The organism is Acidovorax sp. FHTAMBA (genome assembly GCF_038958875.1).
Taxonomy (GTDB): domain Bacteria; phylum Pseudomonadota; class Gammaproteobacteria; order Burkholderiales; family Burkholderiaceae_C; genus Acidovorax.
In genome coordinates this window covers 2774639-2790938 of the sequence record NZ_CP152407.1, presented here as the reverse complement: position 1 = coordinate 2790938, position 16300 = coordinate 2774639, and the positions used below count along the sequence as shown (strand labels likewise).

The following is a 16300-nucleotide window of genomic DNA, read 5'->3' as shown; positions in this document are numbered from 1 at the left end:
TAGCAGCTTGCAAACATCAATAAAATCAACAACTTAGAGTTTTGCTTAAAAAATAGGCGCCTCTTTTTGCGTGCGATTTACCGGGTTAGCAGATCCGGGAAAAATCAGCTGCCCCAACCCCATCCTTCGGATTGCTGCCGCTCCATATGTGGCCGCACAGAACCTCCTGAGCACGACGGGCTCACCAGCGAGCACAACATCTTTCAGAGATCTTGTGACAAGGCTTCCACCAGTCGTTTTTGAATCTGTACATCTGCTGTTGTTGCGTCTGCTCTCGGGCTTACCGCCCATTGAGAGCACTGAACGGCCATTTTCCTCGCTTCAGATGTTGCCAAGCATGAAAGTCGGAAGACTGTCCCAATGATTTTTCTGCTCTTCTCGGCGTAAACACGTTGCCAGAGGCCTGAATGCTTGTTGGCGAAATCTTGCAGCAAACGCGCCAGCGTCCTGGTTAACTCCGCATCATCTTTGGCAACCAAAAGGTCTCCTTTTGGATTGAGTATTTTTGACACATCCATCGCAACGATGCCCCGGTGGCCGGATCCAATCTCTGTCTTGAAAGTCTCCTGAAGTTGTGAACAGGCCTTGCGCAGATTGCCCTCCAGCGCCTGCTCACTGGTCACCCGTTTGCATTCAACCCAAATTTTCCGTCCCTCGATCTTGATTCCAGTGTCGCTGCGAGCATTCAAGATCGCCTCCACGCTCCGAGCTGGGCGATGAGCCATGGCGGCTACGCTTGCTTCGAAAAGGAAATTACGTGCGGCCGTGGATTTTTGGGTCTCGCTGACTATATTGACTGGGCCGTTGACGGCCTTCTTTAGCTTTTCGATTACTGAGGTCAGTTCGAGCGGAGAAACGTCTTGCAAGGCCTTGTGAATTCTTGTGAACTCTACGATTTCAAGCAATGAACTTACGAAATCCGGAAATGCTTGGTTCGCCTCCTCAATGGAGGCAGTGAGGTACGCATCCTTCCAGTAGCCGATGACTTTTTCATAGTTGGAAGTGCGTCCACTCTGGATACTAATCCCTAGATTGGCCATCCATTTCATAGCATCCAGGTATTCTTGATGAATGTTCGAGAAGGAGTTCGCGGGGATCATTTGTTAAGAAGGTATATTTAACGGTGAATGCCCACTTTATAATCCAAGCTTTTTCCTGCCCACATACCTATTGGGAAGTTGTTCATTGCTGAACATCGAAAAACGTTTGGCTTGTAAAATTATCCGCCATTTCGATACGTAGTCGGAAGTCAACGATCTCCTTTTTCTTCTTCTTACTCAGGATATGCAGTCTCACTGGCGAGTAATAGCTGGTAGTCGGGGGTACTTCGTATTTTTTCCCATAGATGGTGACCAACGATGCGGGCTCTGTCTGCTTGAGGACGGAAAAGCTACCTCTGCGTACAGTTTCCATCAGGTTTTTTTCCTCCTCACCAGTACAGCCGACAGTCATCTCCGGCGGTGCTGTGACTTGTGAGCGCTGGTAGGAAAGCTTGCCCTCAATGATATCGCTGACTCGCGCCAGGGCCCGATAATCACTCGCGGGAATAATCGCAAAAATATCAATCTGTGCACTCTGACGCAGGTATCTAAGCACGTTTCTCGCTCGCCTTACGTAGTGAGCGAATCCAAGCATTTCCTCCATCTCCTCTATATGCTTAGGTGTATGGAAATTCCCCGCTGAAACTTGGTTTCCATCGACTTCCATGGTGAAAGAAATAGGGGCGCACGCGTCAAAAATTGTTTCGAACAAATTGATGAGTGTGTCCAAGTACGGAGGGTTTGCCGCGTCCTTTCCCTGCCACACTTTGAGATTGGTTGTCAGTGTCGAGGCAGACTGAATACCATCCTCACCGATTGGCGTGAAATTTATTTCTACGTCGAGAAGTCCACCGCATCCAGCGCCTGAAAATCTGATTTGCTTACGCCCAGTAGTTATTTTGCCAGTGATAATCTCAAAAATCGGAGGGTTACTCTGGGGCGCCAGTATCTTTAACACCGCTGGACGCGCCGCAGGGATGATTGTTATCGATGCCAAGTTGGCATCCTTATGCAGCACGTCGAAGATTTTTGATCCTTCAAACACGACCCCATCGAGTGGTAGCGTCGCTTCACGGCCCTCGTCAATGGACGCCTGAAGGCCCTTGCGCCAGACATCAGCCGATTCCTGTCCAATCTTGATGGAGAAAGACACGGTCTCTTTCGCGCCCACGGTAATCGTTGTGTTGCCACCCGAGTACGCCGTTGAAACAGTGAACCTTGGATCCACCGCTTCCAATTGATCGACCAAGGCTTTGTGCACGTTGCCTATGGCTTCTGGATAAAACCCAGGCGTTCGGGTGCCCATGGCCATGGCCGCCATGCGATAGATATCCTTTTCATCGGGAAGCCGCTTGCCTTGCTCCATCAGAGCCCTTGCCTCAGCCGATGTTTTCCATGCTTTGAGCGTTTCTGCAGGGTACGAGTCCGGATCTCGGTCGATGATCGTCGAGCAGGTCTGGCATAGCCAGATGATGTTGCCAAAGCCGCGCCGGTCCTCTGCGGTCATTGCAGCGAGATAACGCGGCCCCCCAGGCGATGCCGCATGAATATGCGCGCCGACCCCCACATTGGAGAAGTCAACTTCGCCCACTGGCGCGGAGGTGGTGGCGCGGCAATCGGGATTGGAGCAACGACCTGCCGCCCGCTGGTAAGCCTGATTCTTGGTCGGTTTCGTGAAGTCGTCGCGTGCCATTGGATCGTCGCTAGTTTGTATAGCAGATACTGTGTGGAGCGTTTTCGCCGACTGACGGCCGACGTGCAAGCAATCAATGGCCGTCCATCGGTTTTTTCTTGCGAGCGGAGGGCAAGCCAGGATACGGCCAGTTTTGACTCATAAGCCTTTTGGTTATTAAAGAATCGTCATTTATTCCTTCTTGTATCGACGCGTCACCCTTGACTCGCCAGAGGCCTGCTCACTTGACTTCTGGTGCTTCACCACCACGCTTTTTCGAGAAGATTTCTGCGTCGGTCTGAACTGCTCCACCAGTTCACGCAAGGTGCCAGCTTCGGCCTTGTGCTGTGCAACTGCCTGAAGAGCTTGCTGTAGCTCGGCCGATTGCGCCTGGTGCGCCCTGGTAATTTCGGCCAAGGAGGCGCGAGCACCGGCTGCTTCTGCCGCCAACCTGCTCTGTGCAGCATTGGCTTCGAGTAGTTTGGCGTGACAGTCGCGTTCGGTCTCTGTCAGCTTGCCTCGCAATTGCTCCAATTGCTTTTCCGCCTGGGCACGCGCGGTTCGCTCTCGGTCAATTTCCCGAAGCGCCCGGTGCTCCGCTTCGGTAGATCGCTGGGCGGCTTCATCAATAGCTGCACGTCCTTTTTCCAACTCGGCGCTGAAATGCTGCCTGCTCTTCGATTGCTCCAGCTTCAGCTCATCCACCTGCCTGGACAGCGCCTCACCTCTCGCTGTGCTCGCAGCGTGCGCACGCCGTTCCTGCTCAAGCTCTGCAGCAAGGGCCTGAGCTCGGGTCTCCAGTTCGGTGACTTTGGTCTGTGCGGTCTGTATCTGGGTCTCCAGGACGGCGCTTCGCTGCAGAGCCTCCTTCAGGTCTGCCTGAGCACTCTGGGCTTCTGCGTGTGCCTCGACGCGCAGGACCGCAAGCTCCCCGCGTGCCAACTCCGTTGCCTGGGTCCACAGCACGCTGACCGCCTGGCCTGCGGCCTCTTTAAGCGCCTCCGGTAAGTCGGGGTGATCGATCTCCACCCGGGCCTTGCCGCGCAGATCCTCCCAGAACTTGGCCAGCGCTTCGGCCGGGGCGCTCATGGAGCCCTTGCGCACATGCTGATAGAGCTTGCTGGCTGTGGGCGTGATGCCGTATCGGAAGAACAGCAACGCGCAAACCTCGCGGTACAACGCTTTCGTATCGCTGAAACGCTCCCGCAGGGCTTCAACTTCGGCTTGGATTTCGGATTCTTCGCTCATTCTTAAATAATACAACGTATAACGTATAAATCATTGAATTAATTTTCAATCTCTGGACATAATTACTCTAATGTCCATAGAATTTGGCCCATGAGCAGTTTGACCGTCGCCCCGACAGTTTTGGGTTCCTCGTCGTTTCGTGTGGAATTTGACAGCGAGAATCCATCGTAGTGGAGCCCGGTGGGGCTTGTGGGCAACTCGGCAATCCGAGTTGTCCACAAATCCACCGGGCGGTGCTTTTTGCTGAGGAGGATTGCAAGATGGGTGTTGGCATTGAGGCGCTGTTCACCAGCGCACTGGGTTTGCAGGAGCCGTGGAGCGTTGAGAAAGTGGAACTGGACACCGCACGTCGGCGCATCGACTTCGAGCTCACCTGCAAGGCCAATCGCCTGACGTGCCCCCATTGCCAGGCTGCAGGGCAAGGCGTGCATGACCGGCTCAAGCGCCAATGGCGGCACCTGGACTTCTTTCAGTACGAGGCCTGGCTGCACGCCCAGGTACCGCGCATTGCCTGCACGGCCTGCGGCAAGACGACGCAGATGGAGGTGCCCTGGGCACGCGAAGGCAGCGGCTTTACTGCCTTGTTTGAAGCTCTGGCCTTGTCTCTGTGCCAGACGCTGCCGGTGCGCCAGGCGGCTGCACTGCTGCGCTGTGCGGACAAGGCGCTGTGGCGGCGTATCGAGTACTACGTCAATCAGGCCCGCGCCCTGGACGACATGAGCACGGTGCGCACGGTGGGGATCGACGAGACCAGCCTGCGCAAGGGACAGAACTACATCACCGTGGTGCACGACCTCGATGCCAAGCGACTGTTGTTTGCTTGCGAGGGGCGTGATCACCAAAGCGTGGTGGACTTCGCTGCCGACCTCAAGGCACACGCAGGCGATCCAGCCCAGATCGAACATGTCTGCCAGGACATGAGTGCGGCCTACGCCAAGGGCGTAGCACTGGCCTTGCCCAATGCCCAGATCAGTTACGACCGCTTCCATGTGATTGCCATGGCCAACGAGGCGATGGATGGGGTGCGGCGCCAAGAGATGAGCACCCAGCCCCAGGCGATCAAGGAGGCCTTGGGCGACAACGACCGCAAGCTGCTCAAGAGTTTGGCCTGGGGTATGCGCCGCAATCCCGGGGACTGGAGCGCCAGGCAAACCAGCGCGATGCACTGGCTTCAGCGCTGCACGCTCAAGAGTGCGCGGGCGTGGCGCCTGAAGATGGCACTGCGCGCGGTCTACGCCAGTGCAGCGGCGGGCAACGACAGGGAGCATGCCAGCAAGGAATTGAAGGGCTGGCTGAGCTGGGCGCGGCGCAGCCGCCTGGAGCCGTTCCGCAAACTGGCCAAGACCTTGAGCGAACGATTCGACGCGGTCGTGCGCGGGATGCTGGACAGTCGCAGCAACGCCTATGTGGAGGCCATGAACGGCTTGCTGCAGCAGGCCAAGCGAGCTGCCAGGGGCTTCAGAACCGCCAGCCACTTCATTGCCATCGCGTATTTGCGCATGTCCAGGCTCGAGCATTTGCCGCTCAATCCGCTGCAACCAGCATTGCCGCAGGCTGATGGATGGGTGCATCGGTGTCTTTGAGGTTGTCAAGTTCCACACAAAACGGCATAGAGCCCAGTTTTGGCGCATCTTGAGCCCTTGGACGGCTTGGTGCTACCCGTTCATCTTTCCGGAGAGCGTGGCCGAAATCGGGCCCAGGGCCTGCCCCAGGTCGCGGCCAATGACGACCGCTCTGCAGTTTTGGCTTGGCTGGCGCGCTACAAGGATTCACCGGCCACGCTGGCCAGCTATCGAAAGGAGGCGGAAAGACTGCTGCTTTGGTGCGTACACCAGTATGGAAAGGCCCTGTCCGATCTGACCCACGAGGATTTCCTGGTCTACGAGTCCTTTCTGGAAGATCCCCAACCGGTTGATCGATGGGTCATGCAGGTCGCGCAGAAGGCGCCGAGGTCTTCGCCCCACTGGCGTCCGTTCGCCAAGCCACTGGACCGGCAAAGCCAGCGCCAGGCACTCTCGATCCTCAACAGCCTCTTCAACTGGCTGGTTCAAGCCGGGTATCTGGCGGGCAACCCCTTAGCTCTGCGCCGCCGCAAATCTGTGGCGCGACCGGCCAAGACCAGCAGGTTCCTGCCACACGAGCACTGGGCGCAAGTACGCGCAACGATTGAGTCCCTTCCCACTGGCACGCCTCGCCTCGCTCTCCAAGCGGCCCGATATCGGTGGCTCTTCTCGCTCCTCTACATCGGTGGCCTGCGGATTTCTGAGGTCTGCAACAACTCGATGGGAGATTTTTACTGGCGTCGCGGAGCAGACGGGCATGAACGCTGGTGGCTGGAGATACGAGGAAAAGGGGACAAAACGCGGGCGATTCCGGCGACCGATGAGTTAGTGTCAGAGTTGATGCGTTACAGGAATGCACGCAACTTGGCCCTACTACCACGAGAGGGAGATACGCTCCCACTGCTGTTGCCCCTTATTGGTGGATGTCGCCCCATGGGACGCAGTGGCGTGCACGAATTGATTAAGGACATTTTCCGTAAAACGGCAGCGCGCCTGCGAAACCTAGGCACTGACCACGAGGCAGCAGCGGCCCATGTGGAACAGGCCTCCGCCCACTGGATGCGCCATACGGCAGGCACTCACCAAAGCGACAATATGGACCTCAAGGCCGTGCGCGACAACCTGGGGCACGCAAACATCGCCACCACCAGTATTTATTTGCACACGGAAGATGACACGCGCCATGATCAGACCAGCAACGCACACAAGCTGGGCTGGTCAGTTTGACGGACGAACCTATGGTGCAGCGCCATCCGTAGTACGAGGCGCCTCAAAGAAAAACTTAGTCGAAAATTGGTGCAGGTGTGGAAAAACATGATGCGCAACTCTATCCGCCAAGCGCTGGTGACGTTGCGAATGCCAGGAATGGCTTAGGCGTATGACGATCACTTGAACAACCACGATACGCACTCTCTCACCTGAGATCGATATCGGCGACGCGATTGGCTCCGATGCCACACTGTCGGTTATTTACAGCCAGAGGCGCATGCAATCGAGTCGGTGGCTTGAAGCCATTTTTAGTGATGGGGGCTGGATCCGACTGCAGCTCATTCGTTCTATCCTCGATAGCGTGACACCGACTAAGAAATTCGCCGACCGGGGGTTTACTGATTGCGAGCTTTGGTTATCAACTCAGCCAACTCGGGGCGCACAGGCAAGGGCTCGAACGCGCTCACCGTAGCCCGCCCAGGGTTGCCTATCGGGAGGCGGCCGCTTAGGTGGCCCAGTGGCACCAACGCCAGCCTGAGCAACTGCCCTGCCACCTCTGGCCAATCTCGAGTTCGCACTGCTAAGTTACACATCTCTGCGTGGGTCTGCAGGTGAGATTTGAGGTGCAGTTGCCCCACGACGTGGGCCGCCTCCAGGTAAGGCCAGGCCTGCTCTGCGGAGGATGCAGCTTTCGCGCCCTGAACCAACTTGGCGAACGCGGCGCCGTCAAATCGGCTGTCGCCCGATGACTCAACTGACGTGGGCATGTTGATCTCCTTGCGCTTTGCTTTTACCTAGCTCAACTCGAGCGTGTCGCATCACCGTCCAGCCGCCATGCAACGCCAGCGCCGCCATCAGGCTTGCCACCGCCAGGTCGGGCCAAGCCGATCTGGTGCCGAATACGCCCAGCGCCGCCATAAAGACCGCCACGTTGCCAATTGCATCGTTGCGCGAGCACAGCCACACGCTGCGCATGTTGGCGTCGCCCTCGCGAAAGGCATAAAGCATCCACGCCACAACCACGTTGGCCAGCAGCGCCAGCAACGCAACCATGCCCATGGTCATGGCCTGCGCGCTCCACCGTGCCATACAGACCACACCGCCGCGCCCAACACGTAGAGGCCAAAACCCATCATGCTCACTGCCTTGGCCATAGCGGCGCGAGCGCGCCAGGCCAGCGCCGATGCCAGCACGGCGAGCGAGACGGCATAGTTGAGAGCATCGCCGGCAAAGTCCACCGCGTCGGCTAACAACGATAGAGAGCCCGCCTGAACACCCGCGCCGATCTCAATGAGAAACATAGCGGTATTGACGAGTAGCGCAACCCATAGGATCTTGCGGTACCGGGGTAGATTGACGATGGTCTCTGGCTTGGGGGCATTGTGGTCGCAGCAATGAGCGGACATAGATTTTCTTTTCAATGCTTGTATTGAAAACCCTGGAGCCGCTACAGTGTCAAGACCTACCTTGCAGCGAGCGTTATATGCAGATCAAAGACTTGGCCCTTGCGACGGGCGTGGATATTGAAACCATCCGTTACTACGAAAAGCAGGGGCTGCTGCCCGAACCCCCGCGGCGTGACAACGGCTACCGAAGTTATGAAGCGGAGCACGTGCAGCGCCTATCTTTCATCCGCCACTGCCGTGCCCTGGACATGCCATTAGCAGATGTGAATCGACTGCTGGGTTTTGTGGACAAGCCCGACACGCACTGCGGCGATGTGGACGTTCTTGTGGACGATCAACTGGCTCGCGTACGCGCCAGGCTCAAGAGCATGCGGGCGCTAGAAAAGCAGTTGCTGCAGCTACGCTCACGCTGCTCGGGCAGTGGAGAGGCTCAGCACTGTGGGATTCTTGACGAACTTGTGTCCGCTGCACACGAGGAGTCGTGCGTCTGCCATCCACGCTGACGGTAGTTTTTACGGGGCCGAAGCACATACGCATTTTCTGTTGAGGCTGTTGAGTAGCGGCTGAAGGTTCGTCAGCGACTCCGGCACTTTTACCCCACGGTCTGCCTCCTTCGACTACATCTGGCGATGCCGCGATTTCGGTGTTTTTCGGCATGTCAACCGCATTGCCTGTCGATCCCTTAGTCTCTTGGCCAAGCGTCGGCTGTACTTGATTTTTATGTCCATTGGCGGATGGCGTTTGAGCCAGATACGCCGCAGCCTCCAAAACACAAACACGGAGGTCAACAAGCCGATCCAAATCCAGAACAGTTTGGCAAAAGGCGCGACCTGTGCCGCCTGCATTGACATGGATCGCTCCTTTTTGCCTTCAGCAAAGGCATATTGCCGATGGGCTGACCGAACTCGCCGCTATGTAGTCAGTTGCTTTGACGTGAACGGACTGCCGAAAGTGGATCAACACTGGGGCGTCGCGAGGGCGATCCCCCCAGCCAGGCTTCGTATTACTTCAGCGTGAAACGAACAGAGGCAACCGACTTGCCGGCCTTCGAGACAGCGACGACGGCTTTGGTACCGGCGGGGACTTTGAAGCTGCCCGTGGCTTCCAGCTTGCCGTCACCGGCTTGGAGCTGGACATCCTGTTTCTCGCTGCCTGCCAGCAGCGTGACCTTGGCGGTCATTCCCGCCACGGCAACTGGCTTTCCATGATCGCGCATATAGAGCTGCAGCTTGTCGGCGCTGGCGACGAGTTCGTACTCGACCTCCTTGGCTTCGGCGACAGCACCACCGTGCATCGGTTTGATGTCGTGACCATGGTTGTCAGCAGCGAACGCCGTGCCGCAGGCCGACATCGCCACTGCGAGAATGAGTTGGGAGAGTTTCATGACATTTCCTTTGGGGTTGGAGAAAAGGGAAGGTCCCGCGATCAGCGAGCGGGACCGTTTCAACTACACGGGAGCGGACACGTCCGGGGGATGCGAGGGCTCAGCAGACACGTCCTCATCTTCCTCGTCGGGCCGGTGGGCCAGACGGTAAAGAATCGGCAGCACGAGAAGCGTGAGCAGCGTAGAAGAAAGAATTCCGCCGATCACTACGGTGGCCAGGGGACGCTGGACTTCAGCGCCGGTGCCCGTCGCAATGGCCATGGGAATGAAGCCCAGCGAGGCCACCAGGGCAGTCATCAGCACGGGGCGCAACCGGGTCAACGCACCATCCCGGATCGCTTCGTCAAGTCCAACGCCGCCCTCCCTCAAGCTGCGGATATAGGAAATCATCACCAGCCCGTTGAGCACTGCCACCCCAGAGAGCGCGATGAAGCCAACGGCCGCGGAGATGGACATCGGGATATCCCGAAGCCAAAGCGCCAGAATGCCCCCCGTCAAAGCGAACGGGATGCCTGTGAATACCAGCAAACCGTCCTTGGCATTGCCGAACATTGCGAACAGCAGCACGAAAACCAGCAGCAGAGACACAGGCACAACGATCTGCAGGCGCTTCGTGGCCGATTGCAGGTTCTCGAAGGTTCCACCCCAGCTCGTCCAGTAGCCGGTAGGAATCTTGATCTGGGCCAGGCCTTGCTCGGCCTCTGCCACAAAGGAACCCACATCGCGCCCGCGCACGTTGGTGCTTACGACGATGCGCCGCTTGCCGTTTTCGCGGCTCACCTGGTTGGGGCCGGGTGCAAGTTCGAAAGTCGCGACCTCGCCCAAGGGGATGAAGTTCGTCTTGGCCTCCGTGCCACTGGCAGAACGCGGCAGCGGAATAGGGAGCCGTTTCATCCCTTCCAGGTCGTTACGCAGGGTCTCAGGCAAGCGAACCAGGATGTCAAACCGGCGGTCTCCCTCGAACATGGTGCCCGCCTCGCGACCACCGATGGCGGTGGCCACGGTGTCTTGGATGTCGGCGACGTTAAGGCCATAGCGTGCAGCCTTCTGGCGGTCGATGTTCACCGTGAGCATCGGAAGGCCTGTTGTTTGCTCGACCTTCACCTCGGATGACCCCTGGATCTTCTGCAGCATTGCGGAGACCTCTTCGGCGGACTTGTTCAACACGTCCATGTCGTCACCGAAAATCTTTACCGCCACGTCGCTTCGCACACCCGAAATCAGCTCGTTGAAGCGCAACTGAATGGGCTGGGAGAACTCGTAGTTGTTGCCAGGAATTTTGCCCAGGACTTCCTGAATTGCGGCAAGCAACTCGTCTCGGGTCTTGCGCGGCTCAGGCCATTCGTCCACGGGCTTGAGCATGATGTACCCGTCCGAAATGTTCGGCGGCATGGGGTCCGAGGCAATCTCCGCAGTACCGGTTCTGGCGAAAATGCGCTCGATCTCGGGGAATTTCTCTTTCAAGGTCCTTTCAATCTGCTGCTGCATTTGGACTGACTGGGAAAGGCTGGTACCTGGGATGCGCAGCGCCTGGATCGCAAAGTCGCCTTCATTTAGATTGGGCACAAACTCGCTGCCCATGCGGGTCGCGATCAACCCGCACAGGACTACTGCAACAGCGGCAATGGTGAGAACCAGCGTTTTGGCACCCATCACGCGATCAAGCAGCGGGGCATAGAGGCGTTTGGCGTAGCCAAGGAGAAAATTCTCCTTCTCGCTGACCCGATTGCCGATGAAAAGGGCCACCGCTGCCGGGATGAATGTCACCGACAGAATCATCGCGCCCAGCAGTGCGGCGACCACCGTGAATGCCATCGGGTGAAACATCTTTCCTTCGACGCCCGTGAGCGCGAAGATCGGCAGATACACAACCATGATGATGAGCTGTCCGAACAGCAATGGGCGGCGTGACTCCTGGGATGCCAAAAACACCTCATGGAAGCGCTCGGCCCGCGTCAGTGGCCGACCGTGGTGCGCTTGTGCGTGGGCAAGTCGCCGCACGCAGTTCTCCACGATCACGACAGCACCGTCGATGATGATGCCGAAGTCCAGGGCTCCCAGGCTCATCAGGTTGGCACTCACCTTGTAGTGAACCATCCCGGTGAACGTGAAGAGCATCGACAAGGGGATGACCATCGCGGTAATGATTGCGGCCCTAATGTTGCCCAGGAAGAGGAACAGGATCACGATCACCAGAACCGCGCCTTCCAGCAGGTTCTTCCTCACCGTACTGATGGCTTTGTCAACAAGCACGGTACGGTCGTAGACTGTCACCGCGTGTACCCCCTCTGGGAGGCTCTTGTTGACTTCCAACATCTTCTTGTCCACCGCCTGCGAGACAGTCCGGCTGTTCTCGCCGATCAGCATGAACACCGTGCCGAGGACCACTTCGCGTCCGTTGTCTGTTGCAGCACCTGTGCGCAGTTCCCGGCCAATGCCAACTTCTGCCACGTCGCGAACGCGCACAGGAACACCGTTGGCGCTGCTGAGGATCACGTTACCGATGTCTTCAAGCGACTTCACCTGACCAGGTGCACGAATCAGATACTGCTCGCCACGCTTTTCGATATAGCCCGCGCCCACATTGCCGTTGTTGCGGTCCAGCGCAGTGACCACATCCTGCAGTGTCACGCCCAGAGAAGCCAGGCGTTCAGGGATTGGCGCGATCTGGTATTCCTTGGCAAAGCCGCCAATGGAATTGATCTCGGTCACGCCAGGAACATTTCGCAGCTGTGGCTTGATGATCCAGTCCTGAATCTCGCGCAGGTCTGTTGCGGTATAGGGTGAGCCATCGGGCTTCTTCGCCCCGTCCTTGGTTTCGACAGTCCAGAGATAGATTTCGCCCAGCCCGGTCGAGATGGGCCCCAGCGCTGGCGTGATGCCGGCAGGCAGCTTGTCGCGCGCCTCCTGGATACGCTCGTTGACGAGCTGCCGAGCAAAATAGATGTCGGTTCCGTCTTTAAAAATGACGGTCACCTGCGACAGACCGTACCGCGAAAGCGACCTGGTCTGCTCCAGGTTTGGCAGGCCAGCCATGACCGTCTCAATGGGGTATGTAACCCGCTGCTCAGTCTCCAAAGGCGAGTAGCCTGCGGCCTGGGTGTTGATCTGAACCTGGACGTTCGTGATGTCAGGGACCGCATCGATAGGCAGCTTTTGGTAGCTGAAGACGCCAAGCGCCGCCATGCCCAGGGCCGCTAGAAGCACCAACCATCGCTGCTCGATCGAGAATCGAATGAGTTTTTCAAACATGTATGCGCTCCGCGATCAGTGCGTGTGTTCGGCAGATCCCTTGCCGAGTTCAGACTTCACGACGAAGCTGCCGGTCGAGGCGTAGGGCATACCGGCTTTGAGACCCGAGAGGACTTCGACCCGCTTGCCATCGCTTCGGCCCAACTTCACGGGTTGAGCGATAAAGCCTCCATCAACCTTGAGGAAGACCACCGGCTTTTCCCCGACGTTTTGGACGGCGTCGGCCGAGATGGTTACAGGCGCTGCCGTTTCTTCGGACACCACTTCAATATTGACAAACAGGCCGGGGCGCCAAGCGCCCTTGGGGTTGTCAAGAACCACACGGGCTTTTGCCGTTCGGGTTTGCTCGCCAATGAGCGCTCCTACAAAAGCGACAGTGCCTGTAGCGGAGGCGTCAAAGGCGGTGGCCTTGATCGTGACCTTTTCGCCCACGCGCACCGATGGCAGATCCTTCGCCGGAACGTTGATCTCAGCCCATACCTGAGAAAGGTCCGAGATGGTGAAAACCGCAGCATCTTCCTTCACGGCTTCGCCGAGACTAAGGTGCTTCTCGATGACAATGCCATCAAAGGGCGCTCGCAACTCGATACGGTTCAGTCCTGCTACCGACGAGGCGGACAGGCCCATCGCGCTCAGTTTCTGATTGGCGTTGGCTACTGCGACCTCTGCTTCGCTCAAGGCCTGCTTGGCCTGCAGGTAGTCCTGCTCGGCAGACACCTTCTGCTCCCACAGCTTTTTTTCTCGCTCGTAGGTGGTCTTTGCCAGCGTTAAGCGCTTTTGGGCCGTCTGCAGCTCGCTGCGTTGCTCGGAAGCAGTCGGGCTCGCGATCACCGCCAAAACTTGCCCTTTCTTGACCACTTGGCCCAAGCTGGCATTGACGCTTTCCACGACTCCCGCAAGCCGGGGAACAACGTGAGACGTGCGATCTTCGTTCAAGCGTATCTCCCCGGGAAGGAGCAACGCCGTCTTGATGTTGGCTTTCACAGCAGCGTCCAGGCTGATGGATGCAGCCTTTATCTGGGCATCGGTCAGTTCGATCTTTCCTTCTTCCTTGCTCATCACGAACATGAAAGGCTCTGTGGCAGTCTGCGCAATGATCTCGATGTCGAACGCATGGGGTTCAGCAACGATCTCTCGGCTGACAAGACTGTCTTTTTCAGCGGCAAACGTCAGTTTCTGCTTTTCATCTGTCGGGCGGGTCACAGTTGCCGTGACCGTTGCAGCATTCAGGGGCAGCGGTTTATCTTTGTCGGACAGCCAGATTCGCAGTCGAGGCTCGCCACCGTCTTCAGACAACAATGCTTCCAAGCTGAAGTCGCCTTCCTTGAACACGGTACCGCCATGTGGTCCCTTGGCTTCGCTCTTTTCATGGTGTTCACCATCGGCATGCCCCTTGTCATCGTCGTGGCCCTTTTCGCTACCCTTGCCATGGTGCTCGCCGTCGCCGTGTCCCTTGGCCTCGGTATGGCCGCCGTGACCGTGGCCATCGTCCTCGGTGGCTGCGGCTTTGGGCTTGCCGCCACCTTGCAAGATGAAGGTTCCCGCGCCGACCCCTATTGCGAGGACTACTGCAATGGCGATCAGGTGTTTTTTACTGATGGTGGATTTGCTGGAGTTCGTGTTCATGGTCATGCTCAGTGTTGCGTTGCGATCAGGCCGGGAACCATGCTGGCCCCGAGCAGGCGGTCGATATCAGCCGCTGCACGGTGTGCTTCGCCAAGGGCTTTGAGGTACTGGGATTTGGCTGTGAAGTAAGTGCGTTGGGCATCGAGCACTTCCAGGAAATTGAACTTACCGTTCTCGAACCCAATGGTGGCGGCGTCATAGGCCGACTTCGCACCGGGCAGAACTTCCTGCTGCAGTGACTGAACCTCTGCGGTGATCGTGGAAAGGCGCTCTCGTGCCTGCGCCACTTCGCTGTGCAGGCGCACGGTGGCTGCTTGCAGCTCATCGCGGGCCTTGTCCTCAAGTTTCAGCGCCTCCAGGAGGTTGCCTTGGTTGCGGTCGAAGACGGGAAGAGGCAAAGAGACCCCGAAAAGAAGGACGTTGCGCTGCGTCTCGTTGCTGCGCTGCATGCCGACGCTGACGGTGACATCGGGGACGCGTTTGCTTTGTTCCAGGTCGGTCAAGGCCTTGCGCCGATCCACCTCGATTCGCGCAAGTACCACGCCTGGCGAAGAAGAAATCAGGGGCTGGAGATCGACGAGGCTCGGGACCGAGGGCAGGTTCTCGGCCTTGCCCTCCAGGACGGTGTAAGGCGCATCGATCCGTCCCAACAGCGCGAAAAGGCGAGACAGTGCATTGCGTTGTTCGCTTGCGGCCTGGGCGAGTTCGACGCGAACGCCGGCTTCGGCAACCCGGGCCTTGGACTCTTCCACTGGGGATACTTTGCCAGCGGCTACACGCTTTGAGACGGTATCCGTTGAAGATTTGGCCAGCGCTGCGCTGTCTCTGGCCAGTACCAATCGTTCCTGCGCAGTCAGAACATCAAAGTAAGCGGCAGCGACATTGGCCCGCACGGTGGCTTGCAGCTCGGCGAGTTGGGCCTGTGCTTGCTCGCGCGATTTTTCGGCCGCCTTAGTGCGTGCCGCACGCTTTCCACCCAGTTCCACGGGAAGATTGAGTTGCCAGCTTTGCGTACGTGTTTTGGAGCGTGTGTCTTCCAGCGAGTACGCGAGCTCTGGATTGGGGCGCGAGCGTCCTTGAAGAACCTGTCCTTCGGTTGCCTCCCATTGGCGCTTTGCCGCAGCCACCTCCGGATTTCCCTCCAGGGCTAGCTCGATGGCCTTGGCCAGGGACAAAGGCTCAGCTGCGGCCGCTGCAGCTGACTGAGGTGCTCGTTCGCCAACGGCTGGCCCTGGTGGTAGGCCCTGGGAAAAGGCACCGCCCGAGGCGCTCAGCCATATAGCTGCGGCGCCTGCCGCGAGCTTGATCTTTCTACCGCCGCGCCATGCGTGCGGCATCTCTTGAAGGTAAATACCCTTGAACATCCGATTCTCCAGTGATTTCAAAACACGAGGGAATCGGCGGACTGGCAACCGTGCAGCTGCCTGGCAACTCGTCAGTCACTTCAGCTGCAACACACGCAACTGCTTCCGCCGCGATGGCGGACAAGACTGAAAAAGAAAAGTGAGATGCCCCCGCCGATCAGGCGAGGACGGACCACTGAGGTCGGTCAGGGGGCGTGGGCGTTACAGCCAGCAGGCGCTGGCCTGGGGAAGACTCCACACGGCTGTCATGGGAAAAGGCTGGCTTTGCATCTGACCAGCTCAAGGCCCCGATACCCGCGCCATGGCAAACTGAACAGTCAACATCAAATGCAACTGCACCCTGGCTGGACTTTTCGGCCTGACCATTCCCGCCTTTGGCTTCATGCTTGTGTTCGTGATGCCCCAAATGCTGCGACTGCGAGGTTGAGCTCTCATGCATGCAATAAGCAGCCACCGCAGACCAGCTGAACTGGAACGGAAGCAATGCAAGCATAAGAACGGCGATCAAGCGGCGCATTTTTGAAGTCTAGCATGCGT

At 57.9% G+C, this 16300-nt stretch carries 12 protein-coding genes and 1 pseudogene; 3 read left to right on the top strand and 10 right to left on the bottom strand.

Annotated elements, in window-relative coordinates:
• Nucleotides 1–203: 203 nt before the first annotated feature.
• The 3 genes from AAFF19_RS13150 to AAFF19_RS13140 form a co-directional block, all read right to left on the bottom strand.
• On the bottom strand, nucleotides 204–1100 hold the full coding sequence (locus AAFF19_RS13150; RefSeq protein WP_342720310.1) for a hypothetical protein: 897 nt from the start codon (nucleotides 1098–1100) through the stop codon (nucleotides 204–206).
• An 82-nt stretch (nucleotides 1101–1182) separates the two neighbouring features.
• Nucleotides 1183–2733 carry a hypothetical protein gene (locus AAFF19_RS13145; RefSeq protein ID WP_182119617.1) on the bottom strand — a complete coding sequence of 517 codons (1551 nt, stop codon included), beginning with the start codon at nucleotides 2731–2733 and terminating at the stop codon, nucleotides 1183–1185.
• Nucleotides 2734–2904: 171 nt separating this feature from the next.
• Nucleotides 2905–3960, bottom strand: a complete 1056-nt coding sequence (locus tag AAFF19_RS13140; protein ID WP_182119618.1) for a DNA-binding protein — start codon at nucleotides 3958–3960, stop codon at nucleotides 2905–2907.
• Nucleotides 3961–4220: 260 nt separating this feature from the next.
• Between AAFF19_RS13140 and AAFF19_RS13135 the strand changes: the two genes are divergently transcribed.
• Nucleotides 4221–5543 carry an ISL3 family transposase gene (locus AAFF19_RS13135; RefSeq protein ID WP_342720309.1) on the top strand — a complete coding sequence of 441 codons (1323 nt, stop codon included), beginning with the start codon at nucleotides 4221–4223 and terminating at the stop codon, nucleotides 5541–5543.
• A 57-nt stretch (nucleotides 5544–5600) separates the two neighbouring features.
• Entirely contained in the window at nucleotides 5601–6749 is a 1149-nt protein-coding gene (locus AAFF19_RS13130) for a site-specific integrase (protein WP_342720308.1), read from the top strand.
• 377 nt (nucleotides 6750–7126) lie between these two features.
• On the opposite strand, the gene AAFF19_RS13125 is transcribed toward AAFF19_RS13130, so the two are convergent.
• Together AAFF19_RS13125 and AAFF19_RS13120 are read right to left on the bottom strand one after the other, a co-directional pair.
• The gene (locus AAFF19_RS13125) at nucleotides 7127–7498 is read right to left on the bottom strand and encodes a DUF3703 domain-containing protein (RefSeq protein ID WP_182119619.1); all 372 of its coding nucleotides are present in this window, start codon (nucleotides 7496–7498) and stop codon (nucleotides 7127–7129) included.
• A pseudogene (locus AAFF19_RS13120) lies at nucleotides 7482–8137 on the bottom strand (cation transporter). Before AAFF19_RS13120 ends, AAFF19_RS13125 begins: the two are co-directional and overlap by 17 nt.
• Nucleotides 8138–8214: 77 nt before the next feature.
• Here AAFF19_RS13120 and cadR point away from each other — a divergent pair.
• The gene (gene cadR / locus AAFF19_RS13115; protein WP_041836261.1) at nucleotides 8215–8640 is read left to right on the top strand and encodes a Cd(II)/Pb(II)-responsive transcriptional regulator; all 426 of its coding nucleotides are present in this window, start codon (nucleotides 8215–8217) and stop codon (nucleotides 8638–8640) included.
• A gap of 500 nt (nucleotides 8641–9140) precedes the next feature.
• Here the strand turns inward: cadR and AAFF19_RS13110 are convergent, their stop codons facing one another.
• From AAFF19_RS13110 to czcI, 5 genes are all read right to left on the bottom strand, one after another.
• Nucleotides 9141–9521, bottom strand: coding sequence for a hypothetical protein (locus AAFF19_RS13110; RefSeq protein ID WP_011805112.1), 381 nt, complete (start codon nucleotides 9519–9521; stop codon nucleotides 9141–9143).
• 63 nt (nucleotides 9522–9584) lie between these two features.
• Nucleotides 9585–12773: a CusA/CzcA family heavy metal efflux RND transporter gene (locus AAFF19_RS13105; protein WP_182119620.1), complete on the bottom strand. Its 3189-nt coding sequence runs from the start codon at nucleotides 12771–12773 to the stop codon at nucleotides 9585–9587.
• A gap of 15 nt (nucleotides 12774–12788) precedes the next feature.
• On the bottom strand, nucleotides 12789–14405 hold the full coding sequence (locus AAFF19_RS13100) for an efflux RND transporter periplasmic adaptor subunit (RefSeq protein WP_121420071.1): 1617 nt from the start codon (nucleotides 14403–14405) through the stop codon (nucleotides 12789–12791).
• Between the two features lie 2 nt (nucleotides 14406–14407).
• Entirely contained in the window at nucleotides 14408–15763 is a 1356-nt protein-coding gene (locus AAFF19_RS13095) for a TolC family protein (protein WP_182119621.1), read from the bottom strand.
• 157 nt (nucleotides 15764–15920) lie between these two features.
• Nucleotides 15921–16280, bottom strand: coding sequence for a cation efflux protein, CzcI family (gene czcI / locus AAFF19_RS13090; protein WP_342720307.1), 360 nt, complete (start codon nucleotides 16278–16280; stop codon nucleotides 15921–15923).
• Between the last annotated feature and the right edge of the window lie 20 nt (nucleotides 16281–16300).